This is a genomic window from Azospirillum lipoferum, from assembly GCF_024170005.1.
Classification (GTDB): Bacteria; Pseudomonadota; Alphaproteobacteria; order Azospirillales; family Azospirillaceae; genus Azospirillum; species Azospirillum lipoferum.
This window is the reverse complement of sequence record NZ_JALJXJ010000004.1, coordinates 116,843-134,469: the sequence shown is the minus strand read 5'-3', so window position 1 is coordinate 134,469 and position 17,627 is coordinate 116,843. Positions and strand designations below refer to the sequence as shown.

The following is a 17,627-nucleotide window of genomic DNA, read 5'->3' as shown; positions in this document are numbered from 1 at the left end:
CCGCTGCCTTTACAACTGCTTCAGAATCCGCGGCTCCACCACGATCTGCTCCACCCCGCCGGTGGTCTGATGGGCCGTGGTGCGCAGCGTGACCGCCAGATTGTGGCGCGCGGCCTCCGCCAGTGCGGCGTTGAGGCGCTCCACGGCATCGCGCACGGATTGAGCGAGTTCGGCGTCGGTCATCGATCCTCCCTGTGACAATGGATCCCCGATCCTACCGGTAGAAGCTCCCGGAGGAGTCCCTATCGGAAGAGGTAAGGTTCTCTTAATCAGTGTTTGACAGGCTCCCACCCTACCTGGACTGGAGCGCAACCGGTGGCCTTTCGATGCTGCCCGTTCGAGCCGCAGGCCGGCGCGGACCATAAACTTTGGGCCTGGGGAATGCGATATGGATGATCTGCTGTCCGAGTTTCTGACGGAGACCAACGAAAACCTCTCGGTGCTCGACGTCGAGTTGGTCCGGTTGGAGCAGAATCCCAACAATCCGGAACTGCTGTCGAACATCTTCCGGCTTGTTCACACCATCAAGGGAACCTGCGGCTTCCTCGGCCTGCCCCGCCTGGAAAAGGTGGCGCACGCGTCGGAGAACGTGCTCGGCAAGTTCCGTGACGGCGAACTGACGATCAACCCGGAAGCGGTGTCCCTGATCCTGCAGGCTCTGGACACCATCAAAAGCCTGCTGGCGGTGCTGGAAGCGACCGAGGCGGAACCGCCCGGCGACGACCTGCCGCTGATCGAGCGGCTGAACCTGTGCGCCGAGGGCAAGCTGGGCGGTCCCGCCCCGGCCGCCGCCGCTCCACCGCCCCCGCCGCCGCCGACCGCCCCTGCGGTCGCGGCATCGGAAGCCCGGCCGGTGACGCTGGACGAGCTGGAGGCCCTCTGGAACTCCACCCCCGGCCCGAACGACACTCCGGCCGCCGCCGCTGCTCCGGCCGCCAGCGCCGCGCCCAGCACGGCGGTCGCCACCCGTGCGCCCGAGCCGGCCGAGGAGCCCGCCCCGTCGCACGACCTCGTCGTGCCGGACCCCGAGCCGGCCGCCGCCAAGATGCCGGCGCCGGTCGCGCCGATGGCGAGCGGTTCGGCCAGCGGCAACGGCGGCGCCGATGCCGGTGCCGAGGCCGCGACCAAGGAATCGGCGGTCGCCGCCCAGACCATCCGTGTCAACGTCGACCTCCTCGAAAACCTGATGACCATGGTGTCGGAGCTGGTGCTGACCCGCAACCAGCTGCTCCAGATCCTGCGGTCGCAGAAGGAGAGCGAGTTCGCCGCCCCGCTGCAGCGCCTGAACCATGTGACGTCGGAGCTGCAGGAAGGCGTCATGAAGACGCGCATGCAGCCGATCGGCAACGCCTGGGCCAAGCTGCCGCGTCTGGTGCGCGATCTGGCGCATGAACTGAACAAGAAGATCGACCTCCAGATGCTCGGCGCCGACACCGAGCTGGACCGTCAGGTCCTGGAGCTGATCAAGGATCCGCTGACCCACATGGTGCGCAACAGCGCCGACCATGGCCTGGAGATCCCGGCGGAGCGCCTGAAGTCCGGCAAGTCGGAGACCGGCCGCATCACGCTGAACGCCTACCACGAAGGCGGCCACATCATCATCGAGATCCAGGACGACGGCAAGGGCCTGGCGATCGACAAGATCAAGCAGAAGGCGATCCAGAACGGGATGGCGTCGGAAGGCGAGCTGGCCTCGATGACCGACCAGCAGATCATCCAGTTCATCATGAAGCCGGGCTTCTCCACCGCCGCCAAGGTCACCAACGTGTCGGGCCGCGGTGTCGGCATGGACGTGGTGAAGACCAACATCGAGAAGATCGGCGGCACGATCGAGATCAAGTCGGCCCAGGGCAAGGGCTCGACCTTCGTCATCAAGATCCCGCTGACGCTGGCCATCGTCTCGGCCCTGATCGTGGAATGCGCCGGCGAACGCTTCGCCATCCCGCAGATCAGCGTGGTCGAGCTGGTGCGCGCCGCCGCCGACAGCGAGCACACCATCGAACGGCTGAAGGGCACGCCGGTCCTGCGCCTGCGCAACCGTCTGCTGCCGCTGGTCTCGCTCCAGCAGCTGCTGCGGCTGGACGACAGCGAGGACGCCAAGAAGCCGGCGGACGAGATCTTCATCGTCGTCACCCAGGTCGGCACCTACACCTTCGGCATCATGGTCGACCGCGTGTTCGACACCGAGGAAATCGTGGTGAAGCCGGTGGCGCCGATCCTGCGCCACATCGAGATGTTCTCGGGGAACACCATCCTGGGCGACGGCTCGGTCATCATGATCCTGGACCCCAACGGCATCGCGTCGGCCACCGGCGAGATGGCGATGGGCGAGGCCGCCGGGAAGGAGACCACCGCGGTCCAGACCCAGCGCCAGGAGGACAAGATGGCGCTCCTGCTGTTCCGCGCCGGCCAGGGCGCGCCCAAGGCGGTGCCGCTGTCGCTGGTCGCCCGTCTGGAGGACGTCGATCTCGCCACGGTCGAGCTGTCGAACGGCCTGCCGGTGGTCCAGTACCGCGGCAAGCTGATGCCGCTGGTTCCGATCGACCCGAACTTCGTCGTTGCCAACGAAGGCCGCCAGCCGGTTCTGGTGTTCGCCGACGGCGACCGCTCGATGGGTCTGATCGTCGACGAGATCGTCGACATCGTCGAGGAGAAGCTGAACGTCCAGCTCGCCGCGGAGCGTCCCGGCCTGATGGGTTCGGCCATCATCGCCGGCAAGGCGACCGAGGTGATCGACGCCGGCTTCTTCCTGACCCAGGCCTACAAGGACTGGTTCGGCTCCTCCACCCAGGAGGGGTTCGAGGAGGAGAAGCTCCAGCGCGTGCTGCTGGTGGACGACAGCCCCTTCTTCCGCAACCTGCTGACGCCGCTGCTGTCGGTCGCCGGCTACGACGTGACGGCGGTGGAGAATGCCGGCGACGCGCTGGCGCTCTGCGAGGCGGGCGAGGACTTCGACGTCATCGTCTCCGACATCGAGATGCCGGGCATGAGCGGCTTCGACTTCGCCGAGGCGGTGCGCCACGGCAGCCGCTGGCAGGGGGTGCCGATGGTGGCCCTGTCCAGCCATGCCAGCGCCCGCGACCTCGACCGCGGCCGGATCGCCGGTTTCAACGACTATGTCGCCAAGTTCGACCGTGACGCGCTGCTCTTCGCGCTCCAGCAGACGCTGACCGAACAGAAAGGTGCCGCATGAGCAACGCCAAGCTGCCGTCCACCGTCCGGAAGTCGAAGGGCGACGACCTCGTCGTTTCCGGCAACCAGGACTATGTGACCATGACGATCGCCGACCAGATGTTCGGCATCCCGGTCCTTCAGGTGCAGGACGTGCTGGGCCATCAGCGGATCACCCGCATCCCGCTGGCCCCGCCGGAGGTCGCCGGTTCGCTGAACCTGCGCGGCCGCATCGTCACCGCCATCGACGTCCGCCTGCGGCTCGGCCTGACCGGCCGGCCGAAGGACAAGCCCGGAATGTCGATCGTCGTCGACCTGCGCGGCGAGCTCTACAGCCTGATGGTCGATTCGGTCGGCGAGGTGCTGAGCCTGACCAAGGAGGACTTCGAACGCAATCCGGCGACCCTGGATCCGCGCTGGCGCGAGGTCTCGACCGGAATTTATAGGCTGAATGGTCAGTTGATGGTTGTGCTGGACGTGCCCCGTCTGCTCAACTTCACAACGATCGAGACGGCCTGACGGCTTCCGGCGCCTTTCCCCCTGGGGAAGGCGCCGTTCCGGCCGGCCGGCTTTCGCCGACGAACAGATGACCTGAGGCCCTGCCGCAATGAAATCCTGCCTGGTGGTCGATGACAGCCGCGTGGTCCGCAAGGTCGCGCGCAAGATCCTGGAAGAGCTGAATTTCGCCTGCTCCGAGGCCGAGGATGGCAAGCAGGCGATGGAAGCCTGCGCGGCACAGATGCCGGACGCCATCCTGCTGGACTGGAACATGCCGGTGATGACCGGGATCGAGTTCCTGCGCCGGCTGCGCAAGATGAGCGGGGGCGAACAGCCCAAGGTGGTGTTCTGCACGACCGAGAACGACCTCGCCCACATCCAGGAAGCGCTGTCCGCCGGGGCCAACGAGTACATCATGAAGCCCTTCGACAGCGACATCATCCAGACCAAGTTCGCGCAGGTCGGCCTTCTCTGATCCCGGTCGGGGTGCCGGGAGAAGCCGCCCACAAAAAGCCGCGTTGAACCAGTCGAGTTGAAAGGCGAATTGCCGTTATGTCGGACAGTTTTGGCAGAGGCCCCCTCACCACCGCGCGACCGGCCAACCCGGATCCCGTCCGGGTCATGGTGGTGGACGACTCCGCCGTCATCCGCGGCCTGCTGACCCGCGCGCTGGAAGGGGACCCGGACATCCGCGTCGTCACCTCCGTCGGCGACGGCCAGATGGCGGTCAATTCGCTGCAGCGCAATTCGATCGATGTCATCGTGCTGGACATCGAGATGCCGGTGATGGACGGGCTGACCGCCATTCCGAAGCTGCTGGCGGTTGCGCCGCAGGTGAAGATCATCATGGCCTCGACGCTGACGCTGCGCGGGGCCGACGTGTCGATCCGCTGCCTGTCGGCGGGGGCGGCCGATTACATCCCGAAGCCGACCTCCACCCGTGAGATCGGCGGGGCGGAGGACTTCAAGCGCGAGCTGGTCGCCAAGGTCAAGGCGCTGGGTGCCGCCGCCAGGCGCGCCGGGTCGCGCTCGCGCGGCGAAATCCGCCCGCTGACGCCGGCGGCCCCGCTGGGGCTGATGAAGCGCGAGGTCGGGCTGATCGTCACCCGGCCGGCCCCGGCCGGCGCCATCGCGACCAAGCCGGACGTGATCGCCATCGGCAGCTCCACCGGCGGCCCGCAGGCGCTGTTCGAGGTGCTGTCGCACCTGAAGACCGGCGTCACCCAGCCGATCCTGATCACCCAGCACATGCCGGCGACCTTCACCACGATCCTGGCCGAGCACATCACCCGCCAATGCGGGATCGACGCGCGCGAGGCCAAGGACGGCGAGCCGGTCGTGCAGAACCGCTGCTACATCGCACCCGGCGACTTCCACATGCTGGTGGCACAGCGCGGTGGTGCCAACGTGATCGCTCTCAGCAAGGATCCGCCGGAGAATTTCTGCCGCCCGGCGGTCGATCCGATGATGCGGTCGATCCTGAAGGCCTTCGGCGGCCGCAAGATCCTGGCCTGTATCCTGACCGGCATGGGGCAGGACGGGTTGAAGGGCTGCACCGACGTGGTCAATGGCGGCGGCACCCTGATCGCCCAGGACGAGGCGTCGAGCGTGGTCTGGGGCATGCCTGGTGCCGTGGCGCAAGCCGGCATCTGCAACGCCATCCTGCCGCTCAAGGAAATCGGTCCCCATATCCGCAAGCTCGCTTCGAGGGCAGCATGAGAGTCGAAGATTTCGACATGTTCTCCACGCTGCTCAAGCAGCGTTCCGGCCTGGTCCTCACCCGCGACAAGGCCTACCTGCTCGAATCCCGGCTGATGCCGGTGGCGCGCAAGTGGAACATGAAGGGGCTGGAGGAGCTGGCGACCACCGTCCGCACCCGCAAGGACGAGGCGCTGCTGCGCGACATCACGGAAGCGATGACGACCAACGAGTCGTCCTTCTTCCGCGACCAGAAGCCCTTCGACCAGTTCAAACAGCTGGTGTTGCCGAAGCTGATGGAGGCGCGGGCGGCCAAGCGCAGCTTGCGCATCTGGTCGGCCGCCTGTTCGTCGGGCCAGGAAGCCTATTCGCTGTCGATGCTCCTGAACGAGGACGCGGCGAAGCTGGCCGGCTGGCGCATCGAGATCGTTGGCACCGACATCTCGGCGGAAATGGTGGAGCGGGCGAAGTCCGGCATCTACACCCAGTTCGAGGTGCAGCGCGGCCTGCCGATCACCATGCTGGTGAAGCATTTCAAGCAGAACGGCGACAAGTGGCAGATCAGCCAGCAGCTGCGCCAGATGGTGTCGTTCCGCGAATGGAACCTGCTGGGCGACCTTTCGGCGCTTGGTCAGTTCGACATCGTCTTCTGCCGCAACGTGCTGATCTATTTCGACCAGCCGACGAAGGCGAAGGTTCTGGACTCCATTTCCCGCCAGATGCCGCAGGACGGCGTGCTCTATCTGGGCGGTGCGGAAACGGTCCTGGGCATCACCGACAAATTCAAGCCGGTGGAGGGCCAGCGCGGCCTCTACAGCCTGGGCGGCTTCTCCGCCGCCGGTGCCAAGGTGGCGTAAGGATCTGCAAGAGCGACGGGGGCGGGAGAGCCGCCCCCACTCGATCAGCGAACTCTCAGGCCGACGGCGTGATCGACTTGATCGGACCGCGCGGGTTGCCGGACATTTCGGCGATCTTGCGGTCCTGCGCCTCGATGAAGGTGCGGATGGAATTCTCGCGGTCGAACTGGTCGATGTCGGACGTCGGCACCTTGCGGTTCGAGGTGCGCGCGCCATCCTGGTAGATCACGTCGAAAAGCGCGAAGGCGTTGTCGACGGGCTGTTTCTTCTGACGGGCCATGGCCTGTCCTCCGTATGGTCGCGGTCGGCCGCGCTTGCGGCCGTCCGGTCAGGCATTGTTGGTGTCGGTCGTGACGGCGTCATTCTGCGTATCGGAGCCGTCCTGCTCGGTCTGATCGCCATCGGTCTCGCCGGCGCGGCGGGCGGCAACGCCTTCCTCGCGGCGCTGAAGCTTTTCCTGCTTCTTCTGTTCCTTGGCCCGGTTGCGCTCGGCCCGCTGCTGGTTGTAGTTCGGTTTGAAAGCCATCGCGGATCTCCTCTGGGCAGAGCCCTGCATTTGGGCGACAGGGACTTGTGCAACACGGAAAAAGGGCACCGGTTTCCCGATGCCCTCTTTCCGCAGGTCGGCGGTCAGGCGGTCAGACCGCCTTCAGATTTTCCGCCGAGGTCTTGCCGCGCTTCGGATCACGCTGCTCCTCGTAGGAAATCTTCTGGCCATCGACCAGGCTGCGCAGCCCGGCGCGTTCGACAGCGGAGATGTGAACGAACACATCCGGGCCGCCGCTTTCCGGCTGAATGAAACCGAAGCCCTTGGTGCTGTTGAACCATTTGACGGTGCCGACGGGCATGTCTGTCTCCCATAACGCAAAGGGCGCCACACCACCGGTGCGGCGCATCAGACTGGGTGTGGGATTGGCGGCCCCCATAAGCTCGCGAACGAATGCTCGCAATGGCGAAAAAAGGGGGGCTGAGCGTGGGGGCGGTTGAACGCCCCGCAGTCCGAAGCAGAATGACCCTTCAGACATGGGAACGCCCGGTCCGGCTTTCAAGGTGAAAGACGGCCGGGCGTGTGGGGGCGAACGAAAAGAAAAGCCGAACTGCCGGAGCGTTATGCCGGCGTCAGCCGGCGGCCTGTTGCTGCTGTACGCGCGGCGGGGGCGGCGGATTGGCTTCGACGATTTCCTCGTGCGGGTCGCGCAGCACGTAACCGCGGCCCCACACGGTTTCGATGTAGTTGTCGCCCTGGGTGGCAGCGGCCAGCTTCTTGCGCAGCTTGCAGACGAAGACGTCGATGATCTTCAGTTCCGGCTCGTCCATCCCGCCATAGAGATGGTTCAGGAACATCTCCTTGGTCAGCGTCGTGCCCTTGCGCAGGCTCAACAATTCCAGGATGCCGTATTCCTTGCCGGTGAGGTGCAGCGGCGACTGGTCGACTTCCACCGTGCGGGTGTCGAGATTGACGGTCAGACGGCCGGTGCGGATGATGCTGTCCGAATGGCCCTTCGACCGGCGGACGATGGCCTGGATGCGGGCGATCAGCTCGCGCTTGTCGAACGGCTTGGTCAGGTAATCGTCGGCGCCGAAACCCAGGCCCTTGATCTTGTTGTCCATTTCGGTCAGACCGGACAGGATCAGGATCGGGGTGGTCACGCGCGCGGCGCGCAGGCGGCGAAGAACCTCGTATCCGTCGATGTCCGGCAGCATCAGGTCGAGAATGATGATGTCGTAATCATAGAGCTTGCCGATCTCGAGCCCGTCTTCACCCAGGTCGGTAGAATCGACGATGAAACCCTCCGTGTTCAGCATCAGCTCGATGCTTTTGGCGACGGAGGAATCGTCTTCAACCAGCAGAACCCTCATGGCGATATCCCGACGTTTGATGGCGCGCTTTCGCTACCCGACCCCATGGATGGTCCCCGGTCCTTAATGACCGATTTCAACCATCCCGTTTACACAAGTTAACAGACGATTCAGCTTAACGCCAGTGCCAAGCGCTTACACAACGTTAATCCTTCCATCGCAAGATGTGATCATGGTGGTTAACGTCGCCTCCGTCCACAGAACTACCCCTTAATAGGAGCGTGTCCCGTCTTTGGGACGCCGGTATCCGATCCATGCCGTTCGATATCGATCAGTTGATCCGCGACATCGACCAGATCCCCGACCGTAGCCGCTACGGCCGCGTCACCGCCGTGTCCGGCCTGATGGTCGAGGTCGGCGGGATCGAGAAGGAGCTGTCGGTCGGTGGCCGTTGCATCGTCGAGACGCGCGACCGCCGTCAGGTCCCGTGCGAAGTGGTGGGCTTCCGCCAGGGCCGGGCGCTCGCCATGCCCTTCGGTGCGCTGGACGGGGTGGGGCTGGGCTGCCGCGCGCTGGTGGCGGGCGACCAGGCGCAGATCTTCCCGACCGACGCCTGGCTCGGCCGTGTCGTCAACGCGCTGGGCGAGCCGGTGGACGGCAAGGGGCCGCTGCCCAAGGGGCCGATCGGTACGCCGATCCGCAACAACCCGCCCAACGCCCATTCGCGGGCGCGGGTGGGGGAGAAGCTGGACCTGGGTATCCGCGCCATCAACGCCTTTCTCACCTGCTGCCGCGGTCAGCGCATGGGCATCTTCGCCGGATCGGGCGTCGGCAAATCGTCGGTCATGTCGATGCTGGCGCGCTTCTCCGCCGCCGAGGTCGCGGTGATCGGGCTGATCGGCGAGCGCGGCCGCGAATTGCAGGAATTCATCACCGAGGATTTGGGCGCGGAGGGTCTGGCCCGCAGCGTCGTCGTCTGCGCCACCTCGGACGAGGCCCCGCTGATGCGTAAGCAGGCTGCCTACATGACGCTGGCGGTGGCCGAGCATTTCCGCGACCAGGGCCGCGACGTGCTGTGCATGATGGACAGCGTCACCCGCTTCGCCATGGCCCAGCGCGAGATCGGCCTGTCGGCCGGCGAACCGCCGACGACCAAGGGCTATCCGCCGACCGTCTTCGCCGAGCTGCCGCGCCTGCTGGAGCGCGCCGGGCCGGGAGTGGTCGGGTCGGGTTCCATCACCGGCCTGTTCACCGTGCTGGTGGACGGCGACGACCACAACGAGCCGATCGCCGACGCCGTGCGCGGCATCCTGGACGGCCACATCGTGATGGAGCGCCAGATCGGCGAGCGCGGGCGCTATCCCGCCATCAACATCCTGCGCAGCGTGTCGCGCACCATGCCCGGCTGCAACACGCCGAACGAGAACGAACTGGTGGGCCATGCCCGGCGCCTGCTGTCGTCCTACGACAACATGGCGGAGATGATCCGGCTGGGCGCCTACCGCCGCGGCTCCGACCCGCAGGTGGACGAGGCGATCCATTTCCAGCCGGCGCTGGAAGCCTTCCTGAAGCAGGGCAAGCGCGAGGCCACCGATCTGGAGACCAGCTACGCCATGCTCGCTGAAATCTTTGGGGTGCAGTGGCCGCAATGAGCCTGAAGACGATCATCCGCCTGCAAAAGCTGCAACTGGACGAGAAGCGTCGCGTCCTGGCGGAACTCCACACGCTGGCTGACCGGCTGCGCAACGAGATCGAGAAGGTGAAGCAGGAGATCGTTCACGAGCAGGAAACCGTGCGCGACGACTTCTCCGTTTCCTTCACCTATTCCAACTTTGCCCAGGCAGCAATGGAGCGTGGCCGCAAGCTGGGCGAATCGCTGGGGCAGGTGGAGGCGCAGATCGAGATCGCCACCGACGAAATGGCCGAAGCCTTCCAGGAACTGAAGCGCTACGAACTGGCGGAAGAGGAGCGGCAGAAGCGCGAGCGCGACAAGCAGAAGCGCAAGGACGCCGCGATGCTGGACGAAACCGCGCTGGTCGGATTCCGGCGCCGGCAGGCGGAGGAAGAGGCGGCCGGGGGGTGAGGTTCGGGAGTGGCTGGATGTCGGCTGACGACACCCCGGCCAAACCCGTCAGACAGTCACCGAAACCAGCCCACCCGGCGATCCGCCGGTGCGTCCGCCGGTTGCGGCCGGAGTGGAGCCGCCGGTCGTCGGTGCCGCGGTGCCGGACCCCGTCGCCGACCCGCTGCTGCTCGCAGCGCTTGCGAAGGACACGCCGATCGACGTGCCGGTCGACCCGGTGTCGCCCGCCGCCGTGCCATAAGCCGTGCCATAGCCGCTGCCCGGCGAAGCCGCCGCGCTGCCGGTGGAGCCGTCCGCCGATCCGTCCGAACCGGTCTTCGCCGCGGCAGATTTCCGTTCGTCTTCCTGAGACAGCCGGCTGGCGGTGCGGCGATATTCCTCCACCACACGGCGGGACGGGATCTGGTCCTGGGTTGCTCCGGTGTCGAAGTCGCGGAAATACAGCACAGCCACCCGGGCGCTTTGGTCATAGCGCAGAAAGGGGCTGATGAAGCCGGCGCCGGAGGCTTTTTCCGTCTCGCCATTCGCGGCGGTGCCTGTGGTCTCCGCAGGAGTCGACGCGGAAGCACTGCCGGCCTCCGTCGGCTGGAAAGCCGTCGGGCGGACTGCCGTCGTGCTGGAAACGCCACGGATCTCCATCGGTGCCTCCCGCGCTTCTTGCCCGCATTCCAGGCGTTGCTCCAGAGGCAATCCCTTACCGGGTGCTGCCCCGCTTCACTCCCCTCACCACTTCCGCCGCTCAGGCCCGATCCGTTTCAGACCGTGATGTTCAGGTTCTGGCCACGGGTGGCGGTGGTGTTGCCCCCGCTGGAACCGCTCTGGGCGGCCTGCGCTTCCTGCTGGCGGCGGGTGCGCTCGGTCTCGTCTTCCTGCGCGGACTCCACAGGCGAGGTGGACCGCTGAGCCGCGGCCGGGCCGCTGCTGAGCGGGGTGACATATGGCTGCTGCTGGTAGCCGCCGATACCGCCGATGCTGCTCACGCCCATGATCGTTCCTCCCGTCGCTGACGCGACGCCTCTTACCTCGAACTAGGCAAATTTTGCCCGATCGGACGGGGTAGCGCCAGAGAAAACACGCGGCTGGACAAGTTTTTCCGAGAATGTCAACGATCAAAGTGACTTGGGTACCGACGCTCACAACTCTTTTTCAGCGATCGCTTCCGCCCCGGCAACCAGAGCTGTGGCCTCAGCCGACGACTCGGCGTTGCGCCACAGGGCAGCTTCGACCGCGAGCGTCCAGAAATTCTCGGCGGCCTTGCTCTGGCGCGCGCGGGGGCGGACCAGCCGGATCTGCACCGGCACGGTCCAGCGCTCGTCGCCGGCCGGCATTCCGGCCCGCACCAGGGTTCCGCGCGCCAGATCCTCGGCGATCAGGCTTTCCGGCAGCCAGGCCACCCCGCGCCCGTCGCGGGCCAGCGTGCGCAGAACCGCGGCGAGGTGCGAGGTGAAGACGGTGTCGAGTGCCGCGGGCAGCGGCTGCACCGCCCGCACCGCCTCCAGGATGCGGCCCATGCCGGATTCGCGGCTGTAGGACAGGTGCGGCAGCGGTGTGTCCTGGCCATCCGCCAGCACATGGCGCGGCCGGCCGCCGGCATCGGGCGCGGTCACCGCCAGCAGCCGGTCGCCGCCGACGACGACGGAGCGGAAGGACTCGGCATCCAGCCGGCCGGCCGCTGCCGGGTGGGCATGGCAGAGCAGGAACTGCGCCTGCCCGGCCAGCATCAGCCGTTCGCAGGCTTCCATGCTGTCCGACGACAGGGTGATGGCGCCCAGCCGTGCGCGGGCCTCCAACGCCCGCAGCCAGGAGGGGAAGAAGGTCAGCGACAGCGCGTGGGTGGCGGCGAAGCGCAGGGTCGCGGCCTCCGACTGGGCGGCGAGCCGGGCCTCCTCGCGGCCTTGCAGCAGGCGGCGCACCGTCTCGTCGGCGAAGGGGCGGAAGCGGCGCCCGGCCTCCGTCAGGGTCACCGGCTGGGCGCTGCGGTCGAACAGCGGGGTGCCGGCCCAATCCTCCAGCGCGCGGATGCGGCGGCTGAAGGCCGGCTGGGTCAGGTGGCGCGCGTCGGCGGCGCGGGAGAAGTTGCCGCAATCCACCAGCGCCAGGAAATCGTCGAGCCAGGAGAGTTCCATCGCCCAATCTTCGTCACGGAATCTTCGTCACGTCTGCCGGGCCGGACCGGTTTCCCGCCGCCCTATGCCGAACCCGCATGATGCGTTCCGACCTTGGCATTGGCCCGGCGGCCGGCATCATCCCTACAGTGCCGTCACGAAACGCGCCACCACGCTGCAAGGGGAACCGCCATGCGCATCGTCGAAATCCGCGAGCAGACCGCCGGCATCAAGTCCGACATCGCCAACGCCTTCATCGATTTCAGCCAGATGACCTGCAGCGTCGTCGCGGTGGTCACCGACGTGGTGCGCGACGGCAAGCCGGTGATCGGCTACGGCTTCAATTCGAACGGCCGCTATGCTGCGGGCGGGTTGCTGCGCGAGCGCTTCATTCCGCGGCTGATGTCGGCCGCATCCGACAGCCTGCTGGATGATACGGGTGAGAATCTGGACCCGTTCCGCATCTGGGCCCGGCTGATGACCAACGAGAAGCCGGGCGGTCACGGCGAGCGCTCCGTCGCCGTCGGCACCATCGACATGGCGGTGTGGGATGCCGTGGCGAAGATCGCCGGCGTGCCGCTCTACCGCCTGTTGGCCGACCGTTTCCGCGACGGCGTGGCCGACGACAGCGTCTGGGTCTATGCCGCCGGCGGCTATTACTATCCCGGCAAGGATGTGAAGGCGCTTCAGGACGAGATGCGCAGCTACCGCGACCGCGGCTACAAGGTCGTGAAGATGAAGATCGGCGGCGCATCGCTGGAGGAGGATCTGCGGCGCATCGACGCGGTGCTGGAGGTGGTCGGGTCGGGCGAGAATCTGTGCGTCGACGCCAACGGACGCTTCGACCTCAGGACGGCCATCGCCTATGCGGAGGCGCTGAAGCCCTACGGCCTGTTCTGGTACGAGGAGGCCGGCGACCCGTTGGACTATGCGTTGCAGGCTGAACTCGCCAACCATTATGACCGGCCGATGGCGACGGGCGAAAACCTGTTCTCGCACCAGGATGCCCGCAACCTGATCCGCCATGGCGGCATGCGGCCCGACCGCGACTGGCTGCAGTTCGACTGCGCGCTGAGCTACGGGCTGGTCGAGTATCTGCGCACGCTGGACATGCTGAAGGACAATGGTTGGTCCAGCCGGCGGGTGGTCCCGCATGGCGGGCACCAGATGTCGCTGAACATCGCCGCCGGTCTTCACTTGGGCGGCAACGAGTCCTACCCCGACGTCTTCAAGCCCTTCTGCGGTTTCGCCGATGGTATCGCAGTCGAGGATGGCCGGGTGCGGCTGCCCGACCTGCCCGGCGTCGGTTTCGAAGCGAAGTCGGAACTGTTCGCGACGATGAGCGGGCTGCTGGAAACCCGCTGACACCACTCAAGGTCAAGATCTAAACCTGTTCCATTGGGAGACGGCAGCGTGATTGTTCGAATCGGCCATTGACCGAGCGCCCTACTGTGTCAATCTGTTGGTGGTCGCAACGTTTCAGAAAGGAGGTGATCCAATGTCTCATGGAGCCAGTCCGGTCGTCGCCGCATTGTTCGGTCTCGCCACTCTCCTGACGGCGGGGATCGCCAACGCGGACTGTTCGCCCAACCACAGCGCGAGCGCGTCGCCGCCGCCGGCCTCCAGCACCGTCGGGTCGGCCGGCACACCGGCGCCCAGCAGCACGCGCGGCGGGTGACGGCTAAACGTTGATGGCCGAACGCTGACGACCAGGAAATGCCCATGCATCGGAACGGGCCGCCCTTCGCCGGGCGGCCCGTTTCCTTTTGATTCCGCGTCTTTCCCGCTTGAATGAGAAATCGCTTGAATGAGAAATGAAATCCGGTTGTGGAGTGAGCTATCCGAAAAATGCCACAGGAATAAATTTTTATTGCTTTTCCATATGGCGGAAGACCCTATATTGAAATTTTTAACAATCATCTGCCACCATCACGCGTGAAACCCCCGATACGGGTTCGGGGTGTGTTGGGAGGGCGCAATGGATCATTCGACCGGTCATCACCATGGCTGCTGCCAGGGCGAGCACAGCTCGCGCCGCGGGTTCCTGAAGCTGGCGACGCTGGGTGCCGGCGTGACGCTGATGGCGCCGATGATGATGAGCCGCCCGGCGCTGGCCGGCAGTGTCGACACGCTGCTGTTGTCCTGCATGGACTATCGCCTGATGGGCCATGTCGCCAGCTACATGAACGCCCGGAATCTGCAGGCGAACTATGACCATGTCATCCTGGCCGGTGCCAGCCTGGGTGCGCTGACCGACAAGAAGCCGGCCTGGGGCGACGCCTTCTGGGACCATGTCGCGGTCGCCAAGGACCTGCACCATATCAAGCGCCTGATCGTCATGGATCACCGCGACTGCGGCGCCTACAAGGTCTTCCTCGGCATGGACCTGTCGCCCGATCCGGCGAAGGAGGCCGAGGTGCACGGCCAGTATCTGACCAAGCTGAAGGCGATGGTCAAGGAACGCCACCCGGACCTCGAGGTCGAACTGCTGCTGATGGGCCTGGACGGCAAGGTCGATAAGCTGGCGGCGTAAAGACTGTGAGTTCTCCCTAACCCTTTCCCTCTCCCCGCTTCCGGCGGATCTTCGATCCGCCTGTCGTGTCAGCGCAGACTTCGTTTGCGCTGACACGGGGGGGAGAGGGGCTGGTCCCTTCCCACCGGTCCCTGAACACCAGATCCTCCAGCGGCAGGCGCTTGCGCCAGCCCTTGGTTTCCAGTTCCGGCGTCGCCTCGAAATGGGTGACGTGGCCGAGGCAGAGATAGGCGATCGGCACGATCCGCTCCGGGATGCCCAGTGCGTCCCGGAGCGCCTCCTCGTGCAGGATGCTGACCCAGCCGACCCCCAGACCTTCCGCCCTGGCGGCCAACCACAGGTTCTGCACGGCGCAGACGCAGCTGTAGAGATCCATCGCCGGCATGTGGGTGCGGCCCAGTACCACCGGGCCGGAGCGCTCGCGGTCGCAGGTGATGCACAGGTTCACCGGCGCCTCGCGGATGCCCTCCAGCTTCAAGCGGCTGTAGAGGCTGCGCCGTTCGCCCTCGAACATCGCCGCCGCCTCCTCGTTGGCGCGGGCGAAGTCGGCTTGGATGCGGGACTTCACATCCGGGTCGGTGACGACGATGAAGTTCCAGGGCTGCATGAAGCCGACCGACGGCGCGTGGTGCGCGGCCAGCAGGATGCGGGTCAGCACCTCGTCCGGCACCGGATCGGGCCGGAACTGCCCGCGCACGTCGCGGCGGGAAAAGATCGCCTTGTAGAGCGCGTCGCGCTCCGCCGGGGTGAAATCCTCCTCCATTCTCACCCCCGCGCGATCAAATGGACGAAGGACCCCAGCGCCCGCCCGCGCCGGCTGCCCAGCGTGCCAAGGTCGCTGCCGTCGGCCGCCACCGCATGCAGCAGCGAAGCGTCATCGCCGCGGGCGAGCGTCGAGGCGTAATGGAACTCGTGCCCCATCAGCGCTGTGCCGGCCGGCCCCAGTGGCCCGTTGGCCAGCAGGGCCGCGCGGCGATAGCCCAGATGCAGCCGCCGCTTGGCGAAGGAGGTGCGCACCCCCAGCAGCCCGGTCATCGGGTGGGTGACGCCATCGGCATCCTCCAGCGTCTCGCCCATCACCATGTAGCCGCCGCATTCGCCATAGACCGGCACCCGCTCCGCCGCTGCGCGCAGGCCGTCGCGGAAGAGATGGTTGGCGGCGAGGCGGCCGGCATGCAGCTCCGGATAGCCGCCGGGCAGATAGACGGCGTCCGCGTCCGGCGGTGGCGTCTCGTCCGCCAGGGGGGAGAAGAAGCGCAGCTCCGCCCCGGCGGCCTGCCAGCCGGCGGTCAGGTGGGGATAGACGAAGGTGAAGGCGGCATCCCGCGCAATGGCGATGCGCTGGCCCAGTGGCGGCAGGGCGGGGGCATCGCCGCCGCGCCCGGCCTTCGACGGCTTGGCGAGAGCGACGACGCGATCGAGATCGACATGCTCGGCGATGAAGCGGCCGAGGGCGGCCAGCCTGTCGGTCAGCCCCTCCGTCTCGTCGGCTTGGACGAGGCCGAGATGGCGTTCGGGCAGGCTGAGATCCGGCGCGCGCGGCAGGGCGCCGAGGACCGGGATTCCGAGTGCTTCGATGGCGTTGCCGGCCAGCGCGGTGTGGCGCGGGCTTCCGACATTGTTCAGCACCACGCCGCCGATGGTCACATCGTCGCGGTAGGTGGCGAAGCCCTTCACCAGGGCCGCAGCCGACTGCGACTGACCCTTCGCGTTCACCACCAGCAGGACCGGCCAGCCGGTGCGCGCCGCGATCTCCGCCGTCGATCCGGTGCCGGTGGCGCCGACGCCGGCCACGCCGTCGAACAAGCCCATCAGCGCCTCGCAGACTAGCAGATCGGCACCTTCGGCGGCGCGGGCGGCCAGACCGTCCAGCAGGTCCGGCCCCATCGCCCAGCTATCGAGATTGACGCTTGGCCGGCCGGTGGCGGCGCGGTGGAAGGCCGGATCGATGTAGTCCGGTCCCGACTTCGCCGCCCCCACCGCCACGCCGCGGGCGCGCAGAGCCGCCAGCAGCCCCAGCGTCAGCGTCGTCTTGCCGGTGCCCGAGGCCGGGGCGGCGATGATGAGACCTTTAGCCATTCTGAAGCGCCGTCTGGGCCGGCAGCCATTCCAGCGCCGGGCGCAGCCGCACCACCTCGCCGATCACGATGATGGCCGGCGGCTCCAGCCCGCTGGCCGCCAGATCGGTGACGCAGGTCCCGAGGCTGGTGACGAGGCTCCTCTGGTTGGCGGTCGTCGCCTCCGTCACCACGCCGACGGGGGTGTCGGCGGACAGGCCGCCGGCCATCAGCTCCGCCGCGATGGTCGGCAGCGCCTTCCAGCCCATATAGAGGATCAGCGGTGCCTTGGTAGCGGCCAGCGCCCGCCAGTCCGGCCCGCCGCCCAGCGAATGGCCGGTCGCCAGGATCACCGCCTGGTTGGTGTCGCGGTGGGTCGCCGGGATGCCGGCATAGGCCGGTCCGGCGATGCCCGACGTGATGCCGGGCACGATGCGGAAGGGGATGCCGTGAGCGGCCAGCGCCTGCGCCTCCTCCCCGCCGCGGCCGAAGACGAAGGGGTCGCCGCCCTTCAGGCGGAGGACTCGATGCCCCTCCTTCGCCAGTTCGATCAGGCGGTTGGTGATGTCGTCCTGGTGGGCGGAGGGGCGGCCGCCGCGCTTTCCGGCGAACTCCAGCCTTGCCGACGGGCTGGCGAGCGCCATGATCCGTTCGCCGACCAGCGCGTCGTGGACGATGACGTCGGCTTGCCTTAGACCTTGCAGCGCCAGCAGGGTCAGCAGGCCGGGGTCGCCGGGGCCGGACCCGGCCAGCCAGACGCTGCCGGGGGCGAAGGGGACCAGGACGCTTTCGGGAATGGACGACTCAAACGACATGAACGCGGAC

At 66.8% G+C, this 17,627-nt stretch carries 21 protein-coding genes; 9 read left to right on the top strand and 12 right to left on the bottom strand.

Annotated features, from left to right (window positions below; translation table 11 throughout):
• Positions 1–9: 9 nt before the first annotated feature.
• Positions 10–183 carry a hypothetical protein gene (locus tag J2848_RS10745; RefSeq protein WP_170307019.1) on the bottom strand — a complete coding sequence of 58 codons (174 nt, stop codon included), beginning with the start codon at positions 181–183 and terminating at the stop codon, positions 10–12.
• A 205-nt stretch (positions 184–388) separates the two neighbouring features.
• On the opposite strand from J2848_RS10745, the gene J2848_RS10740 reads away from it, so the two are divergent.
• From J2848_RS10740 to J2848_RS10720, 5 genes are all read left to right on the top strand, one after another.
• Positions 389–3,193 (top strand): hybrid sensor histidine kinase/response regulator, encoded by a 2,805-nt coding sequence (locus J2848_RS10740; protein ID WP_149231008.1) that lies wholly within the window; start codon positions 389–391, stop codon positions 3,191–3,193.
• Positions 3,190–3,690 (top strand): chemotaxis protein CheW, encoded by a 501-nt coding sequence (locus tag J2848_RS10735; RefSeq protein WP_042694693.1) that lies wholly within the window; start codon positions 3,190–3,192, stop codon positions 3,688–3,690. The genes J2848_RS10740 and J2848_RS10735 overlap by 4 nt, the downstream gene beginning before the upstream one ends.
• Before the next feature lie 88 nt (positions 3,691–3,778).
• Complete coding sequence (locus J2848_RS10730; RefSeq protein WP_045583532.1) at positions 3,779–4,144, top strand: response regulator; 366 nt, start codon at positions 3,779–3,781, stop codon at positions 4,142–4,144.
• A 77-nt stretch (positions 4,145–4,221) separates the two neighbouring features.
• On the top strand, positions 4,222–5,388 hold the full coding sequence (locus J2848_RS10725) for a protein-glutamate methylesterase/protein-glutamine glutaminase (protein ID WP_149231007.1): 1,167 nt from the start codon (positions 4,222–4,224) through the stop codon (positions 5,386–5,388).
• A complete protein-coding gene (locus J2848_RS10720) occupies positions 5,385–6,224 on the top strand; it encodes a CheR family methyltransferase (RefSeq protein WP_149231006.1) in 840 nt (279 codons plus the stop codon). Before J2848_RS10725 ends, J2848_RS10720 begins: the two co-directional genes overlap by 4 nt.
• A 55-nt stretch (positions 6,225–6,279) precedes the next feature.
• Here J2848_RS10720 and J2848_RS10715 read toward each other — a convergent pair whose 3' ends face one another.
• The 4 genes from J2848_RS10715 to ctrA all read right to left on the bottom strand — a co-directional run bounded on the left by J2848_RS10715 (position 6,280) and on the right by ctrA (position 8,084).
• Positions 6,280–6,504, bottom strand: a complete 225-nt coding sequence (locus J2848_RS10715) for a hypothetical protein (protein ID WP_149231005.1) — start codon at positions 6,502–6,504, stop codon at positions 6,280–6,282.
• A gap of 48 nt (positions 6,505–6,552) precedes the next feature.
• Positions 6,553–6,750: a hypothetical protein gene (locus J2848_RS10710; protein ID WP_149231004.1), complete on the bottom strand. Its 198-nt coding sequence runs from the start codon at positions 6,748–6,750 to the stop codon at positions 6,553–6,555.
• 112 nt (positions 6,751–6,862) lie between these two features.
• Positions 6,863–7,072: a cold-shock protein gene (locus J2848_RS10705; RefSeq protein WP_012977930.1), complete on the bottom strand. Its 210-nt coding sequence runs from the start codon at positions 7,070–7,072 to the stop codon at positions 6,863–6,865.
• A 271-nt stretch (positions 7,073–7,343) separates the two neighbouring features.
• Positions 7,344–8,084: a response regulator transcription factor CtrA gene (gene ctrA, locus J2848_RS10700; RefSeq protein ID WP_149231003.1), complete on the bottom strand. Its 741-nt coding sequence runs from the start codon at positions 8,082–8,084 to the stop codon at positions 7,344–7,346.
• Between the two features lie 254 nt (positions 8,085–8,338).
• Here ctrA and fliI point away from each other — a divergent pair, with 254 nt between their 5' ends.
• Both fliI and J2848_RS10690 read left to right on the top strand, forming a co-directional pair.
• Complete coding sequence (fliI, locus tag J2848_RS10695; RefSeq protein WP_149231002.1) at positions 8,339–9,676, top strand: flagellar protein export ATPase FliI; 1,338 nt, start codon at positions 8,339–8,341, stop codon at positions 9,674–9,676.
• Complete coding sequence (locus J2848_RS10690; RefSeq protein ID WP_149231001.1) at positions 9,673–10,107, top strand: flagellar export protein FliJ; 435 nt, start codon at positions 9,673–9,675, stop codon at positions 10,105–10,107. Before fliI ends, J2848_RS10690 begins: the two co-directional genes overlap by 4 nt.
• A gap of 48 nt (positions 10,108–10,155) precedes the next feature.
• Here J2848_RS10690 and J2848_RS10685 read toward each other — a convergent pair whose 3' ends face one another.
• From J2848_RS10685 to J2848_RS10675, 3 genes are all read right to left on the bottom strand, one after another.
• A complete protein-coding gene (locus J2848_RS10685) occupies positions 10,156–10,746 on the bottom strand; it encodes a hypothetical protein (RefSeq protein WP_149231000.1) in 591 nt (196 codons plus the stop codon).
• A gap of 116 nt (positions 10,747–10,862) precedes the next feature.
• Complete coding sequence (locus J2848_RS10680; RefSeq protein ID WP_149230999.1) at positions 10,863–11,093, bottom strand: hypothetical protein; 231 nt, start codon at positions 11,091–11,093, stop codon at positions 10,863–10,865.
• A gap of 147 nt (positions 11,094–11,240) precedes the next feature.
• Positions 11,241–12,233, bottom strand: coding sequence for a LysR family transcriptional regulator (locus J2848_RS10675; protein WP_149230998.1), 993 nt, complete (start codon positions 12,231–12,233; stop codon positions 11,241–11,243).
• Between the two features lie 171 nt (positions 12,234–12,404).
• Here J2848_RS10675 and J2848_RS10670 point away from each other — a divergent pair, with 171 nt between their 5' ends.
• Entirely contained in the window at positions 12,405–13,577 is a 1,173-nt protein-coding gene (locus tag J2848_RS10670) for a mandelate racemase/muconate lactonizing enzyme family protein (RefSeq protein WP_149230997.1), read from the top strand.
• Between the two features lie 138 nt (positions 13,578–13,715).
• On the opposite strand, the gene J2848_RS10665 is transcribed toward J2848_RS10670, so the two are convergent.
• A complete protein-coding gene (locus tag J2848_RS10665) occupies positions 13,716–14,132 on the bottom strand; it encodes a hypothetical protein (protein WP_246193797.1) in 417 nt (138 codons plus the stop codon).
• A gap of 58 nt (positions 14,133–14,190) precedes the next feature.
• Between J2848_RS10665 and J2848_RS10660 the strand changes: the two genes are divergently transcribed.
• A complete protein-coding gene (locus tag J2848_RS10660) occupies positions 14,191–14,745 on the top strand; it encodes a carbonic anhydrase (protein ID WP_149230996.1) in 555 nt (184 codons plus the stop codon).
• Positions 14,746–14,761: 16 nt separating this feature from the next.
• On the opposite strand, the gene bluB is transcribed toward J2848_RS10660, so the two are convergent.
• The 3 genes from bluB to cobA are packed head-to-tail and all read right to left on the bottom strand — an operon-like array spanning position 14,762 to position 17,617.
• Positions 14,762–15,508 carry a 5,6-dimethylbenzimidazole synthase gene (bluB, locus tag J2848_RS10655; RefSeq protein WP_246193796.1) on the bottom strand — a complete coding sequence of 249 codons (747 nt, stop codon included), beginning with the start codon at positions 15,506–15,508 and terminating at the stop codon, positions 14,762–14,764.
• A 2-nt stretch (positions 15,509–15,510) separates the two neighbouring features.
• On the bottom strand, positions 15,511–16,824 hold the full coding sequence (locus J2848_RS10650) for a cobyrinic acid a,c-diamide synthase CobB (RefSeq protein ID WP_149230995.1): 1,314 nt from the start codon (positions 16,822–16,824) through the stop codon (positions 15,511–15,513).
• On the bottom strand, positions 16,817–17,617 hold the full coding sequence (gene cobA / locus J2848_RS10645; protein WP_149230994.1) for a uroporphyrinogen-III C-methyltransferase: 801 nt from the start codon (positions 17,615–17,617) through the stop codon (positions 16,817–16,819). The genes J2848_RS10650 and cobA overlap by 8 nt, the downstream gene beginning before the upstream one ends.
• Between the last annotated feature and the right edge of the window lie 10 nt (positions 17,618–17,627).

Bases quoted from the DNA above. Each gene is read 5' to 3' on its own strand.
- J2848_RS10680 (WP_149230999.1), bottom strand. From the start codon at position 11,093: ATGGGCGTGAGCAGCATCGGCGGTATCGGCGGCTACCAGCAGCAGCCA.
- J2848_RS10705 (WP_012977930.1), bottom strand. From the start codon at position 7,072: ATGCCCGTCGGCACCGTCAAATGGTTCAACAGCACCAAGGGCTTCGGT.
- J2848_RS10675 (WP_149230998.1), bottom strand. From the start codon at position 12,233: ATGGAACTCTCCTGGCTCGACGATTTCCTGGCGCTGGTGGATTGCGGC.
- J2848_RS10720 (WP_149231006.1), top strand. From the start codon at position 5,385: ATGAGAGTCGAAGATTTCGACATGTTCTCCACGCTGCTCAAGCAGCGT.
- bluB (WP_246193796.1), bottom strand. From the start codon at position 15,508: ATGGAGGAGGATTTCACCCCGGCGGAGCGCGACGCGCTCTACAAGGCG.
- J2848_RS10740 (WP_149231008.1), top strand. From the start codon at position 389: ATGGATGATCTGCTGTCCGAGTTTCTGACGGAGACCAACGAAAACCTC.
- J2848_RS10670 (WP_149230997.1), top strand. From the start codon at position 12,405: ATGCGCATCGTCGAAATCCGCGAGCAGACCGCCGGCATCAAGTCCGAC.
- cobA (WP_149230994.1), bottom strand. From the start codon at position 17,617: ATGTCGTTTGAGTCGTCCATTCCCGAAAGCGTCCTGGTCCCCTTCGCC.
- J2848_RS10690 (WP_149231001.1), top strand. From the start codon at position 9,673: ATGAGCCTGAAGACGATCATCCGCCTGCAAAAGCTGCAACTGGACGAG.
- J2848_RS10650 (WP_149230995.1), bottom strand. From the start codon at position 16,824: ATGGCTAAAGGTCTCATCATCGCCGCCCCGGCCTCGGGCACCGGCAAG.
- ctrA (WP_149231003.1), bottom strand. From the start codon at position 8,084: ATGAGGGTTCTGCTGGTTGAAGACGATTCCTCCGTCGCCAAAAGCATC.
- fliI (WP_149231002.1), top strand. From the start codon at position 8,339: ATGCCGTTCGATATCGATCAGTTGATCCGCGACATCGACCAGATCCCC.
- J2848_RS10685 (WP_149231000.1), bottom strand. From the start codon at position 10,746: ATGGAGATCCGTGGCGTTTCCAGCACGACGGCAGTCCGCCCGACGGCT.
- J2848_RS10665 (WP_246193797.1), bottom strand. From the start codon at position 14,132: ATGATTGTTAAAAATTTCAATATAGGGTCTTCCGCCATATGGAAAAGC.
- J2848_RS10660 (WP_149230996.1), top strand. From the start codon at position 14,191: ATGGATCATTCGACCGGTCATCACCATGGCTGCTGCCAGGGCGAGCAC.
- J2848_RS10735 (WP_042694693.1), top strand. From the start codon at position 3,190: ATGAGCAACGCCAAGCTGCCGTCCACCGTCCGGAAGTCGAAGGGCGAC.
- J2848_RS10730 (WP_045583532.1), top strand. From the start codon at position 3,779: ATGAAATCCTGCCTGGTGGTCGATGACAGCCGCGTGGTCCGCAAGGTC.
- J2848_RS10725 (WP_149231007.1), top strand. From the start codon at position 4,222: ATGTCGGACAGTTTTGGCAGAGGCCCCCTCACCACCGCGCGACCGGCC.
- J2848_RS10715 (WP_149231005.1), bottom strand. From the start codon at position 6,504: ATGGCCCGTCAGAAGAAACAGCCCGTCGACAACGCCTTCGCGCTTTTC.
- J2848_RS10745 (WP_170307019.1), bottom strand. From the start codon at position 183: ATGACCGACGCCGAACTCGCTCAATCCGTGCGCGATGCCGTGGAGCGC.
- J2848_RS10710 (WP_149231004.1), bottom strand. From the start codon at position 6,750: ATGGCTTTCAAACCGAACTACAACCAGCAGCGGGCCGAGCGCAACCGG.